Source organism: Dyadobacter ginsengisoli DSM 21015 (assembly GCF_059568735.1).
Map to the genome: position 1 here is coordinate 432,865 of NZ_JCANTY010000005.1, position 22,348 is coordinate 455,212.

Sequence of the window (22,348 nt, forward strand, 5' to 3'; positions counted from 1 at the left end):
TTTAGATATTGATTGATGTAATGAAAGAGTCATTCCCTAAAAAGACCCGTGCCAGGCTCACAGGCCAACGTTTCGAACTGAAAAACGGCGGAACAGAGAGCTCCAAAAACACGTTCCGGCGGGAATGGGAAGAAAAACGGGCAAGGAGGTCACCAAACACCGCTTCGGCATGTAAATACCCGGATATTTAGTTAACGAATAGCCAAAAAGTCGCAAATGGCAAAAGTAATCCTAAATTTGCAGGCACATTCTACGCAGAAGAACCTCATTTGATGTTGAAGTTTATTTATAGATTTTTAATTGCCATCGTCATTCTAGCGGGGATTGCAGAAATTGTATTGAGAGTAAAATATGGCTTTTGCAATTCACCCCTCTACGTTTCCGATCCTGATTTTGAATATATATATGCACCCAACCAGGATGTAAAACGGTTCGGACAGGTGCTTCGAACCAACAGCTACTCGATGCGCAATGAGGAAGTCCTGCCCACCGACAGCCTTGTGATCCTTCTGATCGGGGACTCGGTTGTGAATGGAGGCAGCCTGACGGATCAGGACAGTATCGCCTCCACCCTCCTCGAAAAGCGCTTCGCAAAAGAATACAACAAGCGGGTGCGTATTCTGAATATCTCGGCAGGCTCCTGGGGGCCCGACAACATTGCGGCATATCTGAAAAAATACGGACTGTTTAAAGCGAAACTGATTTGTCTGGTCACCAGCAGCCACGATGCGCACGATATCATGTCTCCGCAAAGCCCGGTGGGCGTCGATCCCGGGTGGCCCAACAAGCAATATAAATTAGCGCTCTACGAACTATGGGACCGTTATCGCTGGATTATCTTCTACTACCTGGACACTATTTTCCTTTCGCCGGAGCCGGAAGTGAAAACTCAGGAAACAAAAACGGCCGCGACGCCCAAAGCCGACACAGCCAGCACTCCTGCCGCCGCTGCCGCGGTAAAGGATTCCATCAAAGCGGAAGCGCTGAACGACGCAGGAATCCGCAAACCGGGACTGACCTTCAACCCCGGTTACAAGCAGCTGTATGAAATGGCGCGGCAAAACGGCATTCCGATGTTCATTTACTTGCATCCCGAGATTTCGGAAATAGATCTGGGCCATTTCAATGACCAGGGCCAGGAAATCATCGCCTTTGCCAGAGAGAAGGATATCAGGCTGATCGACGAGTTCAAATTCGGTGTTTCCAAGAAAAACTACCGCAAAATGGATGTTGTCCATTTCAACAGCCAGGGCCAGGCATTTCTGGCCGACAATTTGTATCCTTTGTTTCAGGAATACCTAAATCTCCATCACTGATGCGCATATTGATTGTTCACAACCAATTATGGGCGCATTACAAGTCGAAGCTGTTCAGCGAGATTTACAAAGCAATGCAGGAAACGGGTGGGCAGGATGAACTGCTGGTGGCCCAGATCGCATTATATGAGGCAAGCCGGAAAGACATGCAGCCTGACGACACCATCCGGTACGATTATCCTTACCGGATACTTTTTGAACGGAGCCTGGATCAGGTAAGTTTTGCCGAAAGACTGAAGGCCCTTTTCCGGATATTCGACGAGTATACGCCTACGGTTCTCAATATCACGGGCTATTTCGACTGGGCCCAGGTCTTGCTCATGTTTTATGCCAGGTTCCGAGGTGTAAAGGTGGTCATCTCGTCGGAATCATCGGCAGCGGACCATAACCGTTCACCCTGGAAAGAACGGTTTAAGAAAATCATTGTAAACCGCGCCCATGCATTCTTCTGCTTCGGAAAGACCTCAGCAGAATATCTCGAAAGCCTCGGGATACGCCACCGCGAGATCACGGTCCGCAATGCAGCCGTGATCGATGAAAGGCTGATCCGGGAGAAGTATGACACGGCCAGGCAAAGAATGAAGCCGCTGAACCGGGGTTACAGACAATTTGTCTACGTGGGCAGGTTAGCACCTGAAAAAAACCTGGATATGCTGCTCCGGGCATTTGCAAAAGTGATGTCAGAAGAAAACGACCGCGCCGCATGGAAGCTTTTGATAGTGGGTGAAGGTCCGGAGCGCGCTGCGCTCGAGGCATTGAGCAAATCGCTGAATATCGCCGAAAACGTCGTCATGCCCGGAGGTTTTCCATGGTATCAGGTGCCCGACTGGCTGGCTCAAAGCGACGTGCTGATTTTGCCCAGCAAATCGGAACCCTGGGGATTGGTGGTCAATGAGGCGATGGTTTGCGGGATGCCGGTCATCGTTTCGCAAAAGTGCGGATGCGTAGCCGATCTCGTGCAAAGTGGTGAGAATGGATTTGCATTTGATCCGGCGGACCAGACCGAACTTGAAAACCATATCCGGTTCTTTCTCCGGCACCCCGACAGTATTCCGGCAATGGGGCGGGAATCTTTAAAATTGATTGCTCCTTTCTCGGCAGGTCCCGTAGCCCGGCAGATGGTGCAAACCTATCGTAGCCTGGACCAAAACAAAGAGGTGCAAAACACAACTATACATTGAAACAAAGCATGCGAATTCTCAATATTTGTGCATATACATGGGCTATCGGCGGCCCGGCGCGCATTATCTACGACCACACAACCGAGGTTCTTAAACAAGGCCACCAGGTCGATATCCTGAGCCCGATGACGCCCGGCGAGAAAATGTATCCGGTACCCGACGGCGCCCGGCTGATCGAGTGTGCACGCACGACCCCAATCAGTAACTTCTATCGTGAGTTCTCGATCGATATGTATCAGTATCTGAAAAAGCATATTCACCGGTACGATGTGATACACATGCACGGAATCTGGCATTTCGGAAGTCTCGCTCCATTCCTGATCCCTTCGAATGCTGTGATGGTGATCACCATTCACGGATTGCTCGACAAATGGGCAGTGGCTCACAGCAAATGGAAGAAGGACCTGGTCACCCTGCTTTATCAGCGAAGGTTGCTGGGACGTGCCGATCTGATACAGATCAATAATACGGACGAAGAGGAAGACGTGATCCGTTATCTCGGCTATCGTCCCAAAAACATGGTCATCGTCCCGAATGGCATGAAACTCGATGAATATACCCGTTCCCATTTACCAGCGAAAGGCATTTTCCGGGCAAAGCATGGCATCCGGACCGACCAGCAAATGGTGCTTTTCATGGGAAGGCTCAACATCAAGAAAGGTCTCGACCTGCTGCTACCTGCATTCAACAAAGTACATGAACAGCTTCCCGGAGCAATACTTATACTCGCTGGTCCAGACGATGGATACCAGGCGGAAACTGAAGAATTTATCCGAAAACACAATCTGGGAGATCGGATCAAACTGGTTGGAATGCTTACCGACACCATCAAAAAAGAAGCGCTCGCTGACGCGGATCTGTTTGTTCTTCCCTCCTACTCCGAAGGTTTTTCGATCGCAGTGCTCGAAGCGATGACCTCCGGCGTGCCTGCTCTTGTCTCCGACCGCGTGGGGTTCGGCGACTACATTGGGCGCTATGAGGCGGCGTTCCTCGCCCCGCTCAACAGCGAAGGCGTTGCGGAAGGCCTTCTTAAAATATTACAAGATAGAACCTATGCCGAGGCAATCGCAAATCGAGCTTACAACATGGTTACCGAAAACTTTGATATACGGGTGGTTGCCAATCAGTTATTGGAAGAATACAAGAAGGTTCAAAAAAAGTGACTACATTTACCGCCAGAAGTAACCGTTGACCGGCAACCGGTTCCGTATTCTCCCAGATATGATCGATTTATCCGTCATCATTTTAACACACAACGAATCCAAGCACATCGGCCGGTGCATCCAAAGTTTGCTTCCGATTACCGACAAGATCTTCATTGTAGACTCTTTTTCCACTGACGACACGGTTGCTATCGCCGAGCAGCTGGGTGCCACCGTCGTGCAGAATCCCTGGGTTTCCTACGCATTTCAGTTCAACCACGGCATCCGGAATAATCCTTTCCAGACCCAATGGCTGATGCGGATGGATGCGGATGAGTACATTACGCCGGAACTTGCGGCGGAACTGAATGCATCGATTCAGCAAGTCCCGGAAAGTGTTTCAGGATTGTATGTCAAAAGAAGGGTCATTTTCATGGAGAAGTGGATCCGTCGTGGCGGCTACTACCCCATTTGGCTGCTAAGGCTGTGGCGCAGGGGACTGGGCATTTGCGAGGAGCTATGGATGGACGAGCATATCAAGCTCAGCAGCGGAACGACGGCCCAGCTCCAGCACGACATTGTTGACCATAACCTTAACAATCTCACCTGGTGGACACAAAAGCATAATAATTACGCAATCAGGGAGGTTATCGACCTGTTGAATATTAAATATAACTTTGACAGTAAAGATACAGTCGACCCCAGTTTCTGGGGGAGCCAGGAACAACGCACGCGTTTTTTGAAAGTCAAATACGCAGGCATGCCGCTGTTTACCAGGCCATTCATCTATTTCACTTACCGCTATTTTCTGAAAGGCGGATTTCTGGATGGAACAAAAGGGCTCATATGGCACGTTTTGCAAGGGTTTTGGTACCGCTTTTTGGTCGATGCCAAGATCTTCGAAGTTTATCACCGGGCAGGCCGGGATAAAGACGCTATTGTAACACATTTCAGGACAGAATATGGAAAAGACCTCAGGAACCCAAACCAATCTGTCCGCGTATAACAACAGCTGGTACAAGCCGGGCAGCTATCCCAAGCTCATGAGCTGGTATTTGCTCAACCGCCTGTTCATCCACACGCACATACCGTATCCTTCGGCATTCAAAGTAGCACTGCTCCGGATGTTTGGTGCGGAGATCGGTCAGGGTGTGGTGATCAAACCCAAAGTGAATATCAAATATCCCTGGTTCCTGCGTATCGGGGACCATGTCTGGGTCGGCGAAGAGGTGTGGATCGACAACCTCACTTTGGTGACAATTGAATCAAATGCCTGTTTGTCCCAGGGAGCTATGTTACTGACGGGCAATCATAATTACAGGAAGAGCACGTTCGACCTGATTGTGAAGCCGATAACGCTTGGCAGCGGCTCCTGGGTCGGCGCCAAAGCAACGGTCTGCCCCGGTGTTCAGGTAGGCTCCCATGCGGTGCTCACAGTCGGCTCGGTCGCCACGGCGCATTTGGAAGCATACGGCATTTACCAGGGAAATCCGGCAAAATACGTTAAAACAAGAACAATAAACCCTTGAAAGTTAGCATACTGACCGTTGTCTATAATGGTGCACCGACCATCCGGCATTGCATCGATTCTGTGCTTGGGCAAGATTATCCGGATATCGAGTACATTGTTGTCGATGGAAATTCGAAAGACGGCACGCAGGAAATCGTAAAGTCCTACGGCAACCGGATCGCCCGTTTTGTCAGCGAAAGTGATAGCGGAATTTACGATGCGATGAACAAAGGCATACAATTGGCAACCGGAGATATCATAGGGATATTGAATGCGGATGATTTTTATGCCTACGCATCGGTGGTCAGCGATGTCGCCGGAATACTGGAATCGGATGACGTTCAGGCCTCTTATGGCGATCTCGAATATATTGATGCAAACGATGCAACGATTGTCAGGAGAAAGTGGGTCTCTGGTGCATATAAGCTCGGCTCCTTTTTGAATGGCTGGATGCCTCCTCACCCTACGTTCTTTGTGAAGAAAGAGGTTTACGAGGCATTCGGGAAATTCAGGCTGGACCTCGGGAGCGCCGCAGATTACGAATTGATGCTGCGCTTCGTTCACGGCCAGGGAGTCCGGCTTGCCTATCTGCCGAAAGTGCTCGTAAAAATGCGTGCAGGCGGAGTTAGTAACAGTAATTTTAAAAACAGGATCGCAGCGAACCGGAATGATCGCCTGGCATGGAAGGTCAACAATTTAAAACCAAAATTCTACACACTATGGCTAAAACCTTTGAGAAAACTTATACAATTTATTTGAACACCAGAAAGCAATTGAACCGGGCGAGCCATACAGTAAATATTTTATACTCAACCGTTTGCACATTTCAATTAATGGTTTATATTTCGATATTTGAACCAGGATTTTTCCTGCAACTCGACGGCACTGCACTAATTTGACAGACACTATGGAACTACAACTACCTCTGCAAATACTGACCGAGGGGAACGTCAGCAACATTATCCACCACGATGTGTATCAATGCCTTCTATCCTTTCTGATTGCGTGTTTTTTGTCTATCATTTCGATTCCTATCATCATTAACCTCTCAAACCTGCTGCATCTGACGGCCAAACCGGGTTTCAGAAGTTCTCATGAAACAGAAACCCCCACTTTGGGAGGAATTGCGATATTTGCCGCAACCCTGATCGCCTATTTCCTGTGGCCCCATTCTGAAAACATCCTGGATTCGAACCTGATCAGCCTGGCTATGACCGGGGTGATCATTCTCTTTTTCCTGGGTATTAAGGACGACATTCTGGCGGTAGACCCCACGAAGAAGCTCATCATCCAGATTTTCGCATCGCTCATCCTGGTGGCGATGGGTAATTTCAAGGTTGATAACTTTTATGGCATATTCGGTATCCATGGTGTGTCGGATTTCATCAGCATTCCGCTCACCGTATTCATTTTCATCGCCATTATCAATGCCATTAACCTGATCGACGGCATCGACGGCCTCGCGGGGGGAATCAGCCTCATTGCAGGTCTCGGCTTCGGGATCTGGTTCATACTCAATGATCATTTCTCGTTCGGTTGCCTCTCTTTTGCGATGTCGGGCTCACTATTGGGTTTCCTCCGGTTTAATTTTTCCAAGACCAGCAAAATTTTCATGGGGGATACAGGCTCATTGATCGTAGGTTACCTGCTATCGATCTTCGCGGTCGAGTTCCTTTCCCTGAATGTGGGTTACCTACACGATCCCAACGCCTATTTCAACGCACCGATCATCGTGATGGTGTTACTGATCGTTCCGATTTTCGACACGCTGCGGGTATTTATCGTGCGTATTTTCAAAGGTGGCTCGCCTTTCGTCGCGGACCGTAACCACATGCACCACATTCTGATCGACAACGGGCTTAACCATTTCTGGGCATCCTTTACGCTCTGGATGGTGACCATCGTCAACACGGGTCTCTTTTTTACTTTCCATGGCAATATCACCAACACCGCATCGATGTACATTTACATTGCAATGTTTGGTTTGTATATGGTCTTTGCCCATTTTCTCAAGAAAAGAGTGGTTGTGGTAAAAGCCAGGAAAAAATTGGCAAAGAGCCCGTCATTCAGCGACGACGATCTTTCTACCTTCCAGTAAATGCCCATTTCTGCCGTAGGTAAAAGCGGCAGCGAAATTCTGTGAAACCCGCGCGGAATTTCTTTGCCGTGAACCGAATGTTTGTACCTTAGCGCGAAACATCGTCTATTTAGGTATGAATAAGAAGATCAGAAAAGAGGACGCTTTATACTACCATTCCAAAGGTAGGCCAGGTAAAATACAGGTAATCCCCACCAAAGAAACCAGTACCCAGAGAGACCTTTCCCTGGCCTATTCCCCGGGTGTAGCAGAGCCCTGCCTCGAAATCGCCGAAAATGTAGAAAACGCCTATTTGTATACTGCCAAAGGCAACCTGGTGGCTGTCATCAGCAATGGTACGGCCGTGCTCGGCCTCGGCGATATCGGCCCCGAAGCCTCCAAGCCTGTTATGGAAGGGAAAGGGCTACTCTTTAAAATATATGCCGACATCGATGTATTTGATATAGAGCTCAATACAAAAGATGTAGACGAATTTGTCCGGACCGTCAAAATCCTGGAACCGACTTTCGGAGGCGTCAACCTGGAAGATATCAAAGCCCCCGAGTGCTTTGAAATTGAAGCCAGGCTTAAGAAAGAGTTGAATATCCCCGTCATGCACGACGATCAGCACGGCACTGCCATCATCAGCGCGGCCGCTATGCTCAATGCATTGATACTGGTCGAAAAAAACATCGGAGATATCCGCATCGTGGTGTCCGGAGCAGGCGCCTCGGCTGTATCCTGCACCAAGCTGTATCTTGCCTTGGGTGCAAACCCGAAAAACATCGCCATGTTCGATACAAAGGGCCACATTCACAATGGCCGCACGGATCTGAGCGATATGAAAAAGCAGTTCGCAACGGACGTATCGTTTGAATCGCTGGAAGAGGCTATGAAGGGCGCCGACCTCTTCCTCGGGCTCTCCACCGCCGATATCGTGTCTAAGGATATGGTCAAATCCATGGCCAAAGACCCTATTGTGCTGGCGATGGCCAATCCTAATCCTGAAATTCCCTACCCGGACGCCGTCGAGGCTCGCGAAGATGTGATCATGGCTACGGGCCGTTCGGATTATCCGAACCAGGTCAACAATGTGCTGGGCTTCCCCTACATATTCAGGGGTGCACTCGACGTACGAGCGACGGAAATTAATGAGGAAATGAAACTGGCGGCTGTGCACGCGCTGGCCGACCTCGCGAAAAAACCAGTACCGGATATTGTCAATCTTGCCTACAATGAAACCAATATCGTATTTGGCAAAAACTATATTATACCCAAGCCCGTTGACCCCAGGCTGCTGACGACCGTTGCACCTGCCGTGGCAAAGGCAGCCATTGCGACCGGCGTGGCTCGCAGGGTCATCACTGACTGGGATGCTTACGATCAGGAGCTTTCGAGCAGACTGGGCCGCAATGAGCAGATATCCCGTGTGATCCTTAATAAAGCCAAACTGGCACCGAAAAGAGTCGTTTTTGCAGATGCGGAAAACATCCAGGTATTGCGTGCGGCACAGCAAGTGCGCGACGAAGGTATTGCGGTCCCCATTTTGCTGGGAAGTAAGGAGACGATCCTGCATCTGATCAAAGAGAGCAAACTCGATCTGAACGACGTATCGATCGTAGATCCGCGCGCAGAGGAAAGTGAGCCTATGATCGAAACCTATGCCGCCAAATTATACAACAAAAGGAAAAGAAAGGGGCTTACTCCCATCGAAGCGCGTCGTACGATGTATTTCAAAAGCTATTTCGGGTCTATGATGGTCGAAAACGGGGAAGCGGATGCATTTATTTCCGGCTTAACCCGTACTTACCCCGACACGATCCGTCCGGCATTGCATGTGATCGGGAAACAGGAAGGTGTCGACAAGGTAGCAGGGATGTATATCCTGCTCACGCCCAAAGGACCGCTGTTCTTTTCTGATACCACGGTGAATCTGGACCCAACGGTAGATGAAATCGTCGAAATCACGGAACTGACAGCAAAAGCGGTAGAGCGCTTCAACATACAGCCTCGCATTGCACTCGTGACCTACGCCAACTACGGCAGCGCCCAGGGCGCGGATGCGAACAAAATGCGGGAGGCTACCGCTATCCTGAAAAAACGCAACCCGTCCATGATCGTCGAAGGTGAAATGCAGGCGCACCTGGCATTCAACACGGCTTTGTTAAAAGAAAACCACCCGTTCAGCGACCTGATCGACGGGGCTGCTAACACGTTGATTTTCCCCAATCTTTCAGCCAGCAACGTCGCCTACAACCTGTTGAAAGAGGCAGCGGAGCTCGAAACCATCGGACCGATCCTGTTGGGGCTCAAAAAGCCGGTTCACGTGCTCCAATTGGGTAGCTCGGTTCGCGAGATCGTGAATATGGTTGCAATTGCTGTGGTGGAAGCACAAATGAAAGGCGCCCAGTAGCCAACGGCAAAACAAATCTGATATAAAAAACAGGGAAAGGGTAAATGCTCTTTCCCTGTTTTTTATCCGAGTCTGTATCGACTATGGTTTCAGCTTAACGAAGGAAGGATCATAAAGTTTCGAGTGGATCTGTTTCAGCTTCGCTTCGGGAAATTTGACCACCTTGCGATCATAGGTCATTAAACCATTGATTTCCACCTCCACGTCCGTGGTCTGCGTGTAAACCGCCGCCGACAATCCCTTCCTGATCAGCGGCTCGAAACGGCTGATAAAAGTTTCGTAACGATTGTACAGCTCCTGCTGGCTTTTAAAACTCTGATAACCCCAGTTATCCTTCTGTTGCCAGGTATGCTGGTCTACGGGCAAGCCGAGTCCTCCGAACTCACCGAGCACGATGATCTGCTTCGCACCGAAAAGATCCGGTCTCGGCATTACCGGTGCGGGATAGTTGTGCAGATCGAGGATGTGCCCAACCGGGTGGAAATTTCCCCCGCTAGCACTGTTGACCAGCCTGGACGGATCATATTGCATGGTCCAGTTAGTAATTTCCTCCGTTTTAAACTGCCCCCAGGCCTCGTTAAATGGTACCCATACAACGATCGACGGAAAAAAACGATTGGCATCGATAATGGCTTTCCATTCCTTCCTGTAGATATTTTCCGATTCCGGCGTCCTGTTCTTGTCGGTTTCGTTACCGGTGATGCCGGGGCGTTGCTCCCAGTTGTTTCCCAGGTCACCGCTAGGCATGTCCTGCCACACCAGCATACCCAATTCGTCGCAATAGCGATACCAGCGTGCGGGCTCTACTTTGACGTGCTTCCGGATCATATTGAAGCCCATTTCCTTCGTCTTGATAATATCAAACTTCAACGCTTCGTCGGTCGGAGCTGTGTACAGGCCATCCGGCCACCAGCCCTGATCGAGGGGGCCATACTGAAACAGGAATTTGTTGTTCAAAGTCATGCGTTGCACACCATTCTCATCGGGCTGCATCGCAATCTTACGCATTGCCGCGTAGCTTTTGGCTTCGTCCACAACTTTACCGTTGCGGATCAGAGAGACCGTCAGATCGTAAAGAAATGGGGTTTCAGGCGACCACAGCTTCGGATTAGCGATAGTTAAAACCGCTTCCTGATCAGGGGAAACCTCTTGCCCGGCTACCTGGGTGGCCCCATCCCATACAGTTACTTTGATCTTGTCAGCAGCACCTGCATTCACCACATCGGTCTTCACGGTCAGCGACTGCTTATCTATGTCAGCGACAGGTATAATGTCAGCGATATGACTCGTGGGAACCGTTTCCAACCACACCGTCTGCCAGATGCCCGTTACGGGCGTGTACCATATCCCATGTGGGTTTTTGATCTGCTTGCCGCGCGGCTGGGGACCGTCACTGCTCGGGTCCCACACTTTCACGGTAATTTCCTGCTGCTTTTTCTTCACCAGCAGATCTGTGATATCCAATGTAAATGGGTCATAACCTCCCTGGTGACTTCCCGCGGGCTTACCATTGACAAACACTTCACACTTCCAGTCTACGGCTCCGAAATGGATCAGGACGCGCTGGTCTTTTAGTTTTGGAGCAAAATCAATTGTTCTCTGGTACCAGAGTATACTGTCCTTGCCAACGGTTTTGCCAACACCCGACAGTGCGGATTCCACTGCGAACGGAACGAGGATTTGTCCATCGAAAGCTGCCGGTTTCGTTCCAGAAGCACTTTGCGGGACAATGGCGTAACCCCAAAGGCCATTGATATTTAACCAGTTTTGTCGCACGAGTTGCGGACGCGGATATTCGGGATGTACATTTTGCACCGCGACCTTGTCCGCCCACGGACTGACGATCTTTCCCTGGCGATATTTCCAGTCATTCGGCTTCTGCGCGAACGCTGGAACATCCCAGCTCCCTAGCATTGCCCCGAGGCAAAGCATTACTTTTTTCATCGGTGTTGTTTTCGGTTTTGAATAGTTTTTTGCCTAAACATACCAAAAGAAGCTCCGGAAGAGCCTCTACTGCATTTAAAAACGGCATTGTCGGCCGTTCTCTTCTCATCACTCCCATATCGGCAACGTAGGCATTTGTGAATTTCCTTGTTAGATTTGGTATAGTTCACTCAAATTACGCGATCATGAAAAAGCTCTTCTTTACGCTGATTACCGCATTGACTATCGTCCCGGCGATTGGCCAGGATTTCTCTGACAAAATTACGCTCGTCATACACGGTGGCGCGGGCACCATTACCCGCGCGAACATGAGCCCGGAAAAAGAAAAGGCTTACCGGGAGGGACTCAATATGGCTCTGGAAAAAGGCTATGCCGTGCTGAAACGGGGTGGAACGAGTGTGGAAGCGGTCGAGGCGGCGATCCATGTGATGGAAGACTCACCGCTGTTCAATGCCGGTAAAGGAGCCGTGTTCACCAATGAGGGCAAAAATGAACTGGATGCTGCCATCATGGAAGGCAAAACTTTGAAAGCAGGAGCTGTCGCCGGCGTAACGACGATCAAAAACCCCATATCCGCGGCGATCGCGGTTATGGACCAATCGCCGCACGTGATGATGGCCGGCAAAGGGGCGGAACAGTTCGCAAAGGAAAAGGGACTGGAAATCGTCGACCCATCCTATTTCCATACAGATACACGTTACAGAGCATTGCAAAAGGCCAGGGAACAGGAAAAGACTGAACTCGATCACAATGCAAAAGAAGATGAGAATATTAAAAAAAGTCCTAAAACAGGCCTGAGAAAAGACGAGGATCTCATTTTCACGGAGGGCAATAAATTCGGGACCGTGGGTTGTGTAGCCCTGGACCGCTTCGGAAACCTGGCAGCAGGGACTTCCACCGGCGGAATGACCAACAAGAAATACGGACGCATTGGTGACGCTCCGATCATCGGCGCAGGAACCTATGCCAACAACACCACCTGCGCCGTATCGGCAACCGGCCACGGCGAGTATTTCATACGCTCGGTGGTGGCGCACGATATTTCGGCATTGATGGAATACAAGGGCATGAATTTGAAGGACGCCGCCAATGAGGTGGTGATGAAAAAGCTGGTGGAAAGAGGCGGTGAAGGCGGAATTATCGCTGTCGACCGCGCAGGTAATATTGCCATGCCTTTCAACAGTGAAGGAATGTACCGTGCTTATATCCAAAGTGATGGGAAAAGCGAAATACTGATTTACAAGGATTAAGAACGCAGGCTCTTCAGAATCACATTTTGAGTTGCATTTTTTGCATTTGTTTTGAAAGCATACCATACAAAATCAAACTGTTTCCTCGTTTTCACTTTATAGTTATGTAACCTCACGGCATCTTTTCCTCTATATGAAATCAGTTTACAGAACCTTCTTACTGATATTGCTGTCCGCAGCCTTCGCGCAGGCGTCGCACCTGAGAGGAGGCGAGATTCTGGCGGCCCATATTTCGGGCCAGACGTACGACATCAAAGTGAGGCTGTACTTCGACATGCAGCAGGGAGGGAACGCCGTCAACGCGCTGAGTAGCGTAACAGTTTGTATGGGAGACGGGGGAACCAAGGACCTTTCAAGGGCTTCCCTCATCAATTTGAGTGGCAACGTATCAGTCGGAGAATATCAGGCGCGCTACACCTACCCATCATCCGGTATTTATCAGATTGCAGTTGCACTCGACAATCGCACCGGCGGATTACTGAACCTGCCCAACGCCCAATCAACATCACAGTTCATCTGGACCGTCATCGATACCCAGCTGGCCAATTCTACCCCTGTTCTACCTTATCTGGCATTCTACGCCGGCATTCGCCAGGTGTATACAGTGGATCTGAAGCCAACTGTAGCCGATAACGACAGCATCAGCATCAAAGTCGTTCGTTTGAGCAAACCGTCACCGGGTACCTGCGGCGTAAGAATGGTCGACCACAGCTATCTTTTCCCAAATGAAATCAGTGCTACCGGCACATTCAAGGTTGACGCGGCCACCAAACAGCTGGTGTGGAAGGCTCCGGAATTACTGGGTAACTATCTTTTTGCCATGGTGGTTACCGAATGGCGGGACGGTGTCAAAATATCTGAGAGTTACCGTGAGGGACTCATCAGCGTAATTGACAAACCGGGGGAAACCATTGAAATACCGCCTTACGAATCGTCGGAGTATGGCGGCGTGATTACCTCTGCTCCTAATGTAAAGTCCGCAGAAGTTTCGATGGCGATTGAAGCCTATCCGGTGCCTACAGAAGATTTTGTAACGGTAAAAGCATACAGCAAGAAACGAGCGATCATCCGTTTGCAGCTCATCGACATGAACGGCCGTATTATCAGGGAAATCGCCAGCAAAACGCCTGAAATACTGATACAGGAAGAATTTGATATGCGTAGCCTCGTTAAAGGCATGTACCTGATCCGGGCCAGCAATGCCACGGATGCCGTCACTCAGAAAGTAGTTCGGTAAATTATGCCAATGTTTGTCGGTGTAAACCCAAAAGATATCGTCCCAGGTAATATAGTTGTTTTAGGTGAAATCTGATTTCACGTATTACCATAGGTTAATTATTAACGGAAAAGCGGCAGGTCTCATGACTTGCCGCTTTCTTTGATGCGCAATATAGTAAGCTAGTTGCCGAGAAGTTGCCCATCCTTTGTTTCAATATTGGCAGAGGTGATCTTATCCTGAAAAAGACGGCTCTTCAAAAGCATTTCCTTGATCATCGTGGCGTGTGAAAACGTAATCATATGTCCCGCATTATACAGGAAAATGTATTGTGCACGCTTACTTTTAATATGTGCCTTGGCAAATTCAATGTTGGCCGGATCTGCTATCCAGTCGTTCCCCCCCTGTATGACAGTCGTAGGGACGCTGAGATTCTGCCAAACCGGGAGAAGCTTTCTGAGCTCATCGGCGTGACTGTACTTTTCTGCCGTAGCGGCATTGAACGCCCCTGGCAAAAATAACTTAACCACCCCCATTCTACCCCACTTTGAAAACCAGTAAAAGCGCTCCTTTTCGGGATCGATCACCGGCGATACCATGATGAGCTCCTTCACCTGATCGGGCGCCATGGACGCCAGTTTCGCGGCAATAGGCGCACCATATGACCGGCCAAGCACAAGTACCTTTTCACCACTTTTATTTAACGAAAAAACAGGAAGCAATGCATTGGCCTGCGTCGCAATGGACGTTACGAAACGCCTCTTTTTGAGTCTTGACTTGCCATATCCCACCCGATCAACAGAGACAATGTGAAAGTGTTTTTGGAGGTCCTCATCATCCATAAGGTTCATATATCCCCACAACGACCCCGGGGCACCATGGATCAGAAGCAACATCGGCAGCGTATCGGCTCCGACGCTTGCCAGGCAAAGAGACAGCGTGTCGTTCCTGATGAATATCTCGGTAGGTTTGACCTTCTTGTCCGCATAATGGCGCCTTACTTCCTTCGCTGAAATAATATACCTGGAAAAACAGGAACTCAACGACGCCGAAAGAAAAAGAAACAGGATAGCCGACCGCAGAAATTTAAAACTTAACATATGCTTTAAAGAATCTTACCTTATTTCTTAAATTCACAGGATATTTCAATATACGATTTAAATCAGGATAATCGTTGCGACAGCAGCCGTTTTTTAAAAAGAAACACCGTCGTAAAATTTTTCGGGACTTTTCGTTGTTGGATATTCAAAAGGAATGCCAGAGCCGAAAAAACGGTGAAAGTTCAACCTCTATTTTTGATGACAGCCAACCACCAAACGCTTTTTTTTGAGCGGCTAAACGCTCAAAACAAGAATTACAGGTATAAGTTGCCTTCCAGGCAGGATGCAGGTAAGTTTATTCAGAATCTGATCAATTTTCTCTTCCCGATCAGCAAGGACTGCCCCAGCTGCCCCGCCAAGGACCTGGGTATGAAGTATGCTGATTTGCGGCATGATCTGGATTGCATGTTGCAACCGCTCCTGCCACAGCTGCACCGCGACAAAGAGGAAATACTGGACGAAGTGTTTGCAAAAATTCCCGACATCTATGAGAGGCTCCTCACAGACGCAAAGTCTATTACCGACAACGATCCCGCATCAGTGAGCATCGAGGAAGTAATCTCCGTCTATCCGGGCTTCATGGCCATCGCCACTTATCGTTTTGCACATTCATTTTCCAAAAGCGGCATCCCGTTGCTGCCCCGTATGCTTACTGAATTTGCGCATAGCCAGACAGGGATCGACATCCACCCCAATGCCACGATCGGTCATTCGTTTTTTATCGACCACGGAACCGGGGTCGTTATCGGTGAAACGACTCATATAGGCAACAACGTGAAATTGTATCAGGGAGTAACACTCGGAGCCACACATGTATCGAAGTCGCTCGCCTCGCACAAACGGCACCCGACGATCGAGGATAATGTGGTGGTATATGCCAACGCGACTATTCTTGGGGGAGAAACCATCATTGGCCATGACTCGATCATCGGCGGAAACGCGTGGTTAACAAAAAGCGTACCTCCATATTCCCTGGTTTATCACCAAAGCAAAATAGAGATACGCCAGCATTCGACCCCGTCCGTTACATAATGCTCCGGATAAATCTCCGGATTCCTTCCATATACACAGGCTCTGCCTGCGGGAAAGCGTAACGCGGCTGGGTTGTCATGGTAATACCTATGAACCCGAAAGTAAGGCACCACCATTCATAATAAGTTTTCGTAACAGCCTCCCCCGACTTCGGACGAAGCCCGGCGATCATTTCCCAAACCGGGTTGTCTTTAATACTCATCGCCTGCGAATATGCTTTCTTGGAGTCACAATAAGCCCCTTCGAGGTTAAACATCACTTGAAAAACTTCAGGATTTTCCACAGCGAAGTGCCATATGGTCTGGGCAACCTCCACGAGTTGTTTCTGAGGGTTGCTGAAGTGGCCTTTTATTTTAACAAACTCTCCCTGCAGATAATCGAAACCCTCCATGCGGATGGCTTCCAGGAGCTTGTCTTTGCTTTCAAAGTATTCGTAGAGAATAGGAGGACTGTATTCAATCACATCAGCAATTTTGCGAATCGAAACAGCCGTCCATCCATCCTCACGGGCGATGTCTTTGGCCGTTTTAACGATATCTGAGCGTACCTGTATTCTAAGCCGCTCTCTTCGCTCTACTATTCCCATGCTTCAAAATATCTTTTAGGATTGATTCAGAATGATATGTCTTCAAATATAACGATATACCCATTACACTTCAAGACCAATCCGCATGCCTTATGGAAAAAGCCACTGAAAAATTACTTCACCTTTTCTACAAAGCCCGTCCATTAAATCTGACAGCGGATTCGAAAATTTAATGCCGTTAAAATTTTTTTAAGCCACCGGAAAGCTTATATTTCTGAACGCCGCATGGGTCCGTTGCGCTCCACTTTTTCTACCAATCGGTAGTTTGCCTCCTGCGCGCGTACCTTCCCCCGCGAGTCATCGGTTATCCGGAGATTATTCTGGTAAAGGTCCAGCCTTACCGATTTCTGATTATCACTTACGTAGTTCCTGAGCACGGTCCGCATCTGGCCTTTAAGGATTTCATCCAGTACCGGAAAGCAAATATCGATCCGCCGATGGAAGTTGCGGTGGGTCCAATCGCAGGAAGTCAGGTAAATCTCATCGTTACCCCGGTTTCCGAAGTGGAATATCCGGGTATTTTCGATGTAACGGTCCACATGCCGGCTTACCACGATATTATCGCTCAGCGACGGCAACCCGGAAATCAACCCGCAGCTCTCGCTCACGATCACATGCACCGGCACGCCTGCCTGACCTGCCTGATACAGCTTATCAATCAGGATATGGTCCTGTAACTGACTGATTTTAATGGTGATAAAAGATTTAAGGCCCGCATTGCAGTTGGCAATCTCCCGGTCGATCAAATCGAGCAGACGCTTCTGGAGATTAAACTGCGTTACCTGCAAATAATTGAATGGCAGGTATTTATACTTCTTCGGTTCATCCTGGGTCGAAAGATAGCCAAACAGCAGTTCCAGCTCATTGGTCAGCTCCCTGTGGCAGGTCAGCAAGGCATGATCCACGATCTCCCGGCTTGTAAGCCTGTAAAATCCACCGGTACCCAGAAATGCATACCGTTCCCAGCCTTTCTGTACTTTGCGCTTCACGAGGGCCATTTTCGCATGTACTTTTAAGCCCGGCACGCTCAGGAGTATCTTCACCCCGGCATCCCTCATTTTCTTCGACCATTGCAGGTTTTCCTGAATGTCCAGCTTCGTATTGAGTTCTACATAAGTTGTCACCCGCTTCCCGTTTCTCGACGCGCTGATCAGGGAGTTCAGGATAAACGAGTTAGGACTGATCTTGTACAATGAAACATGTATTTCACGAACATGGGGATCTACTGCCGCCTCGTTGAAAAACCGGACGATAGGTTCATAAGACTGATAAGGCAAATGGAGCATCTGATCGGCCTGCTGAATCGATTCGAAAACGGATTTGGTATCATCAAATTCCGGATTCTGAACCGGTCGCTGATAGGGGTAATCCAAACGGCGGGACAGCACCGGAAACCGCGCCAAATCCTGCATAAAGAGGTATTCACCCCGCTCGTGAAAGTCGTTCATCGGGATCGCCAGCTTGCTAACCAGGTATTCCCGAACGTAAAGCGGCATTCCCGATTCATAAAAATATTGGGATGGCAGTACAAAATTTCGCTTTTCCAGCTGTTTGAGGATACGCTGTGCAACCGGCATAGGATATTCATCCTCTACCGACAGCTCGGTTTCCCGCTCCACGCGCAATGCATAGCTTTCCAGGATCTGATAGCCCGGAAACAACACCGTGAGATTTTCCCGCACCACATCCTCGATGAATGCCACCTGCCGTTTCCCGTCCCATTCCGGCAATTCGACAAACCTGCCGAAATGGTCGGAAGGTACATTCACAGAAGCATACCAATCTTCATCGGCATCCTGTTTGTATTGCATCCTGACGATCAGGTATAGCTGTTTGGATTCAAACGCAGGTGTTTTCACCGTGCGGCGGCTATCCAGAAAAACCGGCTGCAAATACCGGAATAGCTTGTCTACAAAAAACCGACGGAGAAATGCCGCATGCTCGGGGACAAATCCTTCCCGGTAATAAAGATGAACACCCTGATCCTGCAATGCAGGCAAAATGCTGTTGGCGAGAATGTCGTTAAACTCCCTGAGCTGGTTCTCAACCGTTTCGTACACATGTTCGAGTAGGGATTCGGGGAAGAGGTTGAGTTTCGAGCGGATATCGTTACTGACCTCTCCCATCGCCAGAAGGTTTGGGATACGCACCCGGTAAAACTCCTTGGTCTGATAAGCGTAGATTCCCAGAAACCGCAATCGCTCCCTAACTGGTACCGTATCGTCGTTTGCTTCGAGCAACAACCTGTAATTATTCGAAAGCCAGCTCAGATTAGTATCAAAGTAGGGATAGGCAACGTCGATCATTGAGTGTGGTGTAAAAGATCCAAAATTTGTTACAATATAAATACATTTGGCGGGTAAGGGTATAACTTTGCAGGACAAAAATTAACCTTGTCAGGCAAGCAGACAGAGCTATATCTCATTCCAAATTCTAAGTAAAATCACTATGCGTTATCAATTATTAGGCCGCTCGGGTTTACGGGTATCGGAGGTTTGCCTGGGCACCATGACGTTCGGTAAAGAATGGGGCTGGGGCGCAGATAAGCACGAAAGCTTCAAGATATTCGAATCCTTTGCCAATGCAGGTGGAAATTTCATCGACACAGCTAACCGTTACACCGAAGGCTCCTCCGAGAAATACGTCGGTGAGTTCATCGAAAGCGATCGCGACCATTGGGTACTGGCCACGAAATTTACGTTGAAAGACCGCAACGACGATCTGAACTTCGCCGGCAATCACCGTAAAAACATGATGCGCTCGGTCACATCGAGTTTGAAACGCCTTAATACAGAATACATTGACCTGCTGTGGGTGCATATGTGGGACAACACCACACCGGTCGAAGAAGTCATGAAAGGCCTCGATGACCTGGTCACACGCGGTCTTGTACATTACATCGGCATATCCGACACGCCGGCCTGGATCGTATCGCAAGCCAATACCATCGCCGACTTCCGCGGATGGAACGCGTTTGCAGCCATCCAGTTTGAGTATTCCCTGCTGCAGCGGACGCCCGAGCGTGACCTGCTTCCCATGGCCAAAGCGCTCGACCTTGCAGTGACCCCCTGGGGCGCCATAGGAGGAGGCGCATTGACTGGTAAATACCTGAGAGGTGAAACAGGCCGTGTGCCCGACCACAGCACGCGCCGAAATGAATATAGTAGCATTATTGCCCAAACTGTGGTGGATGTGGCGACTGAACTTGGGGTAACACCTGCCCAGGTCGCCATCAACTGGACCCGCCACCGCGATCAGGTCATGATCCCCATCATCGGCGCGTCGAAGGAATCTCAACTCACAGATTCACTGGGCTGCCTCGACTTCCGTTTACCCGATACCGCCCTGGCAAAACTGAATGAAGTGAGCAAAATCGAGCTCGGTTTTCCTCATGAATTTCTAAAATCCGACGGTATCAAGGAAGAAGCATTCGGCGGACTCTATGAAAGCCTGGATAATCACAGAGGGTAATACAAGTCAATGGCCGTCGACATTCGGATCTGCGAAAGCCGATTGTCGACGGCCATTGACTTACAGCCTTATCATTTGCCCCACGACTCCGGTGCTGTCCGCCAGGCCGCCAGGCTTTCCACCTGGGAGCTTGTGATATATTCGTGCTCCAATGCGATTTCGATTAACGCATTGTAGTTGCTGATCGTACTCAGTTTGACATTTCTCGCCGCGAAGTTATTTGCTGCTATCTCAAACCCATAGGTAAATATCGCCACCATTCCGGCGACCTCTATACCGGTTTCCCGCAATACGTCAACCACTTTGAGCGAACTTCCGCCAGTGGAAATCAGATCTTCCACAATGATCACCGGCTGGCCGGGCTCGAGTCTGCCCTCGATCTGGTTACCCATGCCGTGCTTTTTAGGCTCAGGCCTCACATAAGCAAATGGCAATTCGAGCAGGTCCGCCACCAAGGCACCCTGAGCGATACCACCTGTCGCCACTCCTACAACGGCCTGCGCCTGCGGGTACTCAGCGCGGATCAGTTCGGCCAGCGTCCTTTTGATGAACGTGCGGGTTTCGGGATACGATAATGCCACGCGATTATCGCAATAAATGGGTGACAGCCAGCCCGAACTCCATTGAAAGGGCTTTTCAGGGCTCAGCTTAATAGCCTTTGCTTCCAGCAGCAACGCTGCTATTCTTTTGGTAATATCCAGATCGTTCGACATTATTAATCTTCGGATTCTTCTTGTTTATTATGATTGGTCACTAAAAGCTTGTCAATCCGGCTGCGGTCCATGTCGATTACTTCGAATTCGAATTGCTTCCATTGGAATTTCTCGCCGGTTTGAGGAATATTTTCAAGGACATGCAGTACGAAGCCTCCCAGCGTATTAAAGCCTACGAGCTCCCTTCGGTCGCTTTCCTGAATGTTGATACTGAAATACTGAATAAAATCATCGAACGGCAGCTGGGCGTCCACCAGATAGCTGCCATCATCCCGTCTGACGATCTCCGACGCCTCCTCGATGTCCTCGGAAATATCTCCTACCAATGCATCCATAATGTCGTGCATCGTGACGACTCCCAGCGTCCCGCCGTATTCATCTACAATGATCCCGTAGTATACCCGCTGTTCTTTGAATTTTTCCAGTGCCTGATAGGCCCTGTTACTTTCAGGCAGGTAAACCGGGTCACGTGCGATGACATTCAGGTTGGCCATCTGGGCTTCAATATCTGTGGCGATCAGGTCTTTTACATATACAAGACCTATTACATCATCCACTGTCCCCCGGCAGACAGGGTAAATGGAATGCCTGGAGTCAAATATCTTGGCTTTGTTTTCCTCCACTGTATCCTCAAGGTCCAGCCACACGATTTCCTGCCGGTTGGTCATCAGCGAGGTTACTTTACGGTCACCTAGCTGAAACACATTATGCACGATCTCTTGCTCGATCTCCTCAAACACTCCTCCGGATGTTCCCTCCTGGATGAGGCTCTTGATTTCTTCCTCGGTGACCGCATTTTCGGACTGCTTGATATTCAACACCCGGATGATCAGGTCACTTGAAAAACCAAGCAACGCGATAAAAGGGGCTGTCAGCTTCGAAAGCAGGTTCATGGGTGTCGCCATCACCTTTGAAATAGCTTCGGGATTCGACATTCCGATCCGTTTAGGAACCAACTCTCCCAGAACCAGCGACAAGTAGGTAATCAGCACCAGCACTGTACCTACCGCCAACGAATGGCTGTAAGGCGCCAGCGCAGGAATAGAAGCGACCACTTTTTCAAAATCGGATGTGATATTATCCCCGCTGTACATACCCGTGAGCAGACCAATGAGCGTAATACCTATCTGGACTGTGGAGAGAAATTTAGTAGGGGAATTAGCGAGGTTTAATGCTGCTTTGGCTCTCGAATCACCGTTCTTTGCTGCTGCTTCCAGGCGGGACTTTCGGGATGAAACCAGTGCGATCTCTGACATGGAAAAAAGGCCATTGAGCAGCACCAGAAGTAAAATTATAAGGAGTTCCAAGAACTGTTTATTTGTTACAAATACAAATTTATCAATAATAATCTCTGCCTAAACTAAACTCTTTACTTAATTTTGGCATCGATTCACGTA

General features: G+C 49.2%; 19 protein-coding genes. 13 read left to right on the forward strand and 6 right to left on the reverse strand.

Features of this window, described 5'->3' with window-relative positions; translation table 11 throughout:
- The first annotated feature begins 20 nt into the window (after positions 1-20).
- From BP71_RS20310 to BP71_RS20350, 9 genes are all read left to right on the forward strand, one after another.
- On the forward strand, positions 21-191 hold the full coding sequence (locus tag BP71_RS20310) for a hypothetical protein (protein ID WP_496382555.1): 171 nt from the start codon (positions 21-23) through the stop codon (positions 189-191).
- An 81-nt stretch (positions 192-272) separates the two neighbouring features.
- Complete coding sequence (locus BP71_RS20315; protein ID WP_496382557.1) at positions 273-1,316, forward strand: SGNH/GDSL hydrolase family protein; 1,044 nt, start codon at positions 273-275, stop codon at positions 1,314-1,316.
- On the forward strand, positions 1,316-2,497 hold the full coding sequence (locus tag BP71_RS20320) for a glycosyltransferase family 4 protein (RefSeq protein ID WP_496382559.1): 1,182 nt from the start codon (positions 1,316-1,318) through the stop codon (positions 2,495-2,497). The genes BP71_RS20315 and BP71_RS20320 overlap by 1 nt, the downstream gene beginning before the upstream one ends.
- Positions 2,498-2,505: 8 nt before the next feature.
- A complete protein-coding gene (locus BP71_RS20325; RefSeq protein WP_496382561.1) occupies positions 2,506-3,660 on the forward strand; it encodes a glycosyltransferase in 1,155 nt (384 codons plus the stop codon).
- A gap of 58 nt (positions 3,661-3,718) precedes the next feature.
- The gene (locus BP71_RS20330; RefSeq protein WP_496382563.1) at positions 3,719-4,645 is read left to right on the forward strand and encodes a glycosyltransferase family 2 protein; all 927 of its coding nucleotides are present in this window, start codon (positions 3,719-3,721) and stop codon (positions 4,643-4,645) included.
- Positions 4,602-5,168, forward strand: coding sequence for a putative colanic acid biosynthesis acetyltransferase (locus BP71_RS20335; protein WP_496382565.1), 567 nt, complete (start codon positions 4,602-4,604; stop codon positions 5,166-5,168). The genes BP71_RS20330 and BP71_RS20335 overlap by 44 nt, the downstream gene beginning before the upstream one ends.
- Positions 5,165-5,908: a glycosyltransferase family 2 protein gene (locus BP71_RS20340; protein ID WP_496382566.1), complete on the forward strand. Its 744-nt coding sequence runs from the start codon at positions 5,165-5,167 to the stop codon at positions 5,906-5,908. The genes BP71_RS20335 and BP71_RS20340 overlap by 4 nt, the downstream gene beginning before the upstream one ends.
- Before the next feature lie 148 nt (positions 5,909-6,056).
- The gene (locus BP71_RS20345) at positions 6,057-7,247 is read left to right on the forward strand and encodes an MraY family glycosyltransferase (protein WP_496382568.1); all 1,191 of its coding nucleotides are present in this window, start codon (positions 6,057-6,059) and stop codon (positions 7,245-7,247) included.
- Between the two features lie 115 nt (positions 7,248-7,362).
- Positions 7,363-9,639 carry an NADP-dependent malic enzyme gene (locus BP71_RS20350; RefSeq protein WP_496382570.1) on the forward strand — a complete coding sequence of 759 codons (2,277 nt, stop codon included), beginning with the start codon at positions 7,363-7,365 and terminating at the stop codon, positions 9,637-9,639.
- An 81-nt stretch (positions 9,640-9,720) separates the two neighbouring features.
- Here the strand turns inward: BP71_RS20350 and BP71_RS20355 are convergent, their stop codons facing one another.
- Entirely contained in the window at positions 9,721-11,583 is a 1,863-nt protein-coding gene (locus BP71_RS20355; protein ID WP_496382572.1) for a glycoside hydrolase family 2 protein, read from the reverse strand.
- Between the two features lie 185 nt (positions 11,584-11,768).
- Between BP71_RS20355 and BP71_RS20360 the strand changes: the two genes are divergently transcribed.
- Both BP71_RS20360 and BP71_RS20365 read left to right on the forward strand, forming a co-directional pair.
- The gene (locus BP71_RS20360; protein WP_496382574.1) at positions 11,769-12,833 is read left to right on the forward strand and encodes an isoaspartyl peptidase/L-asparaginase family protein; all 1,065 of its coding nucleotides are present in this window, start codon (positions 11,769-11,771) and stop codon (positions 12,831-12,833) included.
- Between the two features lie 133 nt (positions 12,834-12,966).
- Positions 12,967-14,070 carry a T9SS type A sorting domain-containing protein gene (locus tag BP71_RS20365; RefSeq protein WP_496382576.1) on the forward strand — a complete coding sequence of 368 codons (1,104 nt, stop codon included), beginning with the start codon at positions 12,967-12,969 and terminating at the stop codon, positions 14,068-14,070.
- 161 nt (positions 14,071-14,231) lie between these two features.
- Here the strand turns inward: BP71_RS20365 and BP71_RS20370 are convergent, their stop codons facing one another.
- Positions 14,232-15,149, reverse strand: a complete 918-nt coding sequence (locus tag BP71_RS20370) for an alpha/beta fold hydrolase (RefSeq protein ID WP_496382578.1) — start codon at positions 15,147-15,149, stop codon at positions 14,232-14,234.
- A gap of 198 nt (positions 15,150-15,347) precedes the next feature.
- Here BP71_RS20370 and epsC point away from each other — a divergent pair, with 198 nt between their 5' ends.
- Positions 15,348-16,181 carry a serine O-acetyltransferase EpsC gene (gene epsC / locus BP71_RS20375; RefSeq protein WP_496382580.1) on the forward strand — a complete coding sequence of 278 codons (834 nt, stop codon included), beginning with the start codon at positions 15,348-15,350 and terminating at the stop codon, positions 16,179-16,181.
- Here epsC and BP71_RS20380 read toward each other — a convergent pair.
- Positions 16,174-16,767 (reverse strand): TetR/AcrR family transcriptional regulator, encoded by a 594-nt coding sequence (locus BP71_RS20380; RefSeq protein ID WP_496382581.1) that lies wholly within the window; start codon positions 16,765-16,767, stop codon positions 16,174-16,176. The two genes, epsC and BP71_RS20380, sit on opposite strands and share 8 nt — an antisense overlap.
- 206 nt (positions 16,768-16,973) lie before the next feature.
- A complete protein-coding gene (gene ppk1 / locus BP71_RS20385; protein WP_496382583.1) occupies positions 16,974-19,073 on the reverse strand; it encodes a polyphosphate kinase 1 in 2,100 nt (699 codons plus the stop codon).
- A gap of 142 nt (positions 19,074-19,215) precedes the next feature.
- Between ppk1 and BP71_RS20390 the strand changes: the two genes are divergently transcribed.
- Positions 19,216-20,238, forward strand: a complete 1,023-nt coding sequence (locus BP71_RS20390; RefSeq protein ID WP_496382584.1) for an aldo/keto reductase — start codon at positions 19,216-19,218, stop codon at positions 20,236-20,238.
- Between the two features lie 71 nt (positions 20,239-20,309).
- On the opposite strand, the gene pyrE is transcribed toward BP71_RS20390, so the two are convergent.
- A complete protein-coding gene (gene pyrE / locus BP71_RS20395) occupies positions 20,310-20,951 on the reverse strand; it encodes an orotate phosphoribosyltransferase (RefSeq protein WP_496382586.1) in 642 nt (213 codons plus the stop codon).
- Positions 20,952-20,953: 2 nt separating this feature from the next.
- Entirely contained in the window at positions 20,954-22,258 is a 1,305-nt protein-coding gene (locus BP71_RS20400; protein WP_496382588.1) for a hemolysin family protein, read from the reverse strand.
- Positions 22,259-22,348 lie beyond the last annotated feature (90 nt).